Origin of the sequence: Kosmotoga sp. DU53, from assembly GCF_001639905.1 — a bacterium.
GTDB lineage: Bacteria > Thermotogota > Thermotogae > Petrotogales > Kosmotogaceae > Kosmotoga > Kosmotoga olearia.
This window is the reverse complement of record NZ_JGCK01000072.1, coordinates 1-2,428: the sequence shown is the minus strand read 5'-3', so window position 1 is coordinate 2,428 and position 2,428 is coordinate 1. Positions and strand designations below refer to the sequence as shown.

Here is a 2,428-nt window from a genome sequence, read left to right as displayed (position 1 = left end):
CTCGGAATGGATAAAGATCTTCCATGATAAAGCCCTAACCATGGCAGTTATTAGCATTAAGAATCACAACACAATGCCAGTGATTCTCAATATGTCTGGAAGAAGTTACCGAAGAAGGGATATTTTAGAAGATACCTGAGGTGGGTAGCGGGTCATTTCCTTATGGCCCTCCCGGGTCAAAAACCTATTGACTTTATACAAGATGGTGTATAAAAAAAGTAAAACAGTTCAATGTATTCTTTAAAGATATTAGCAGAATACATGCATATTGCTTGTCTCACGACAAATTACATTTTGAACAATTTCATAATATTGGTTTTAAACACGCAGGAACTCTGAAAAAAGAATTAGGCTGGGATTCTCCTGCTATAGAGGTTTTCTTTTATGATGTAAACTGAATTCAATAGGGGGTGAAATTGTGAGAAAATACTCTTCACCAACCATTACAAGTGTAGGTGATCCAAGGCCTGATAGTTGTACAGCTGTGGCTATTGTATTAGCAGTTGCACTTGTATTTGCAGGTGCTTTCGTTGCAGCCGCGTACCAATATGCACTTGTCAATATGGTAGCGGCGGAGAATATGATGGCAGCACACAATCTGGTGTTTTATGTAAACAATGCTGCTGATTGTTGACAGGCTCTCTTGAACAAAAAACTCATAGGCGAGAGAATCCCGGCTTTCCTGAGGAGGTGTATCTGTGAAAGAAGAAACTCTTGTTGTAAAACCCTCTCCCTCCCTGGGATGGATTGTTGTTTTGGGACTAGCAATAATTGGCTTTATGCCACTTTGGGCATTTCTACTTCTTCAGCCTCCAATGCGCGTGTTTCTTATAGCTCTTCCAGCGATATTGATTGGTTGTGGATTTGGTATCATACTTATGTTATATGTGATTATCTACTTCAAAATGGAATACATTTGTACAGATACCCATCTTCTTTTGAGATGCGGGTGGTACAAAAAGGATATTCCATACAGTGAAATTGAAAAAATTGCAATTGAAAATATGAAAGTTAATCCAATGTCCTCCGCTGAAGGTTTCATGAAATTTCCCGGTTACGCTTTAGGTCGTGTGGAATATTTGGATAAAGGAAAAGTTTACATGTGCGCAAGAAGGGTGAATAGGAGGATCTTGTTGCTGTATTTGAAAAACGGAGAAAAAGTTGGGATTACGCCCAAAGATATGGAAGGATTCAAAGAGTTCTTGATGCAAAAAGCGGGCTTGACCGAAAAGGAGTGAGAAAATGCACTCCATTTATATCGTGGCTATCATAACAACCATTTCTTCCATAGTAGTTTGGGGTGGATTGTATTATTACTTTCTTGAAGTCGATCTCAAAACCGATAGGTATTTATTTCTCTTACCCATAACAGCTGCGTTGTGTCCGATAGTGAATCTTTTCGTTAAAATGCCTTTGTTGAGAGTTTTGAAAGACATCTTCAATATTCAGGGTGCTATTGAGCTTGGTGTTCCGTTGAGTTTTCTTTTGATCTTTCTTTTCATACCGCCTGTTACGGAAGAGATCGTGAAGATAGTGCCAGCGCTGTTCATGAAAATCCGGGAGATGGACAACAAAAAAATATTTAGGATAGCATACATGCTCGGGTTTGGATTCGGACTTGGCGAGATATGGTATGTTGCCTATAATGTCGCAAAGGTACCTGCAATGCAGGGTAAGCCTTTTTATTATTTTAGCGGGTTTATGGGAGAACGATTCATAGTGAGTTTCATACATGCTGGATTAACAGTGGTAGCGCTTACAGGTTTTGGAAAAAGTATAAAGAGACCAGGAGTTCTGGGACTAATGATTGCTATTTTACTTCATGCAGCAGGAAATGTGAGCGCGCTTGTATATCACTTAAGAGTATTACCAGAAATGGTTGGGCAATGGATAAATTCGCTTTCGATCGGAATGCTTCTTTGTATTCTTATCGTCGTCGTTACTGGCAAGATGCGATCGATCTATTAAAACGGAGGGAGGTATTGTGACACTGTGAACGTAGCACATGTGTATGACATATATACTGATGGCCGTTTATCCGGTAGGCAGATTGTTAATATAGAATCAAAGAAAGAAGGAGTGTACTTGTGTTTAACATCTAAACTCGAAACATTTCTTGGAGTTGAAGTAGTTCAGATGGTTGTTGAAAATGAAAAGCATCATTTAAAAAGAATTTGTGTTGAAAAGATGTACAATTACACGAAGAAAATTATCAATATTTACTTCATTTCTCCAATTTGTATAAAGTCAATAGGTTTTTGACCCGGGAGGGCCATAAGGAAATGACCCGCTACCCACCTCAGGTATCTTCTAAAATATCCCTTCTTCGGTAACTTCTTCCAGACATATTGAGAATCACGGCATTGTGTGTGATTCTATCTAATAATGCCATGGTTAGGGCTTTATCATGGAAGATCTTTATCCATTC

General features: G+C 38.8%; 5 protein-coding genes. 4 read left to right on the top strand and 1 reads right to left on the bottom strand.

Annotated elements, in window-relative coordinates:
* The first annotated feature begins 418 nt into the window (after window positions 1-418).
* The 4 genes from DU53_RS10260 (at window position 419) to DU53_RS10245 (ending at window position 2,262) form a co-directional block, all read left to right on the top strand.
* A complete protein-coding gene (locus DU53_RS10260; RefSeq protein WP_063728562.1) occupies window positions 419-634 on the top strand; it encodes a hypothetical protein in 216 nt (71 codons plus the stop codon).
* 64 nt (window positions 635-698) lie between these two features.
* Window positions 699-1,238 carry a PH domain-containing protein gene (locus DU53_RS10255; RefSeq protein WP_063728560.1) on the top strand — a complete coding sequence of 180 codons (540 nt, stop codon included), beginning with the start codon at window positions 699-701 and terminating at the stop codon, window positions 1,236-1,238.
* A gap of 4 nt (window positions 1,239-1,242) precedes the next feature.
* Complete coding sequence (locus tag DU53_RS10250) at window positions 1,243-1,968, top strand: hypothetical protein (RefSeq protein ID WP_063728558.1); 726 nt, start codon at window positions 1,243-1,245, stop codon at window positions 1,966-1,968.
* A gap of 24 nt (window positions 1,969-1,992) precedes the next feature.
* Entirely contained in the window at window positions 1,993-2,262 is a 270-nt protein-coding gene (locus tag DU53_RS10245; RefSeq protein ID WP_063728556.1) for a hypothetical protein, read from the top strand.
* Window positions 2,263-2,299: 37 nt separating this feature from the next.
* Here DU53_RS10245 and DU53_RS12205 read toward each other — a convergent pair.
* On the bottom strand, window positions 2,300-2,428 hold a 129-nt coding region (locus DU53_RS12205), incomplete at its 5' end, for an ATP-binding protein (protein WP_235599810.1).

Excerpts from the sequence above, each read along its gene's own strand:
- DU53_RS10250 (WP_063728558.1), top strand. The coding sequence starts at position 1,243 with ATGCACTCCATTTATATCGTGGCTATCATAACAACCATTTCTTCCATA.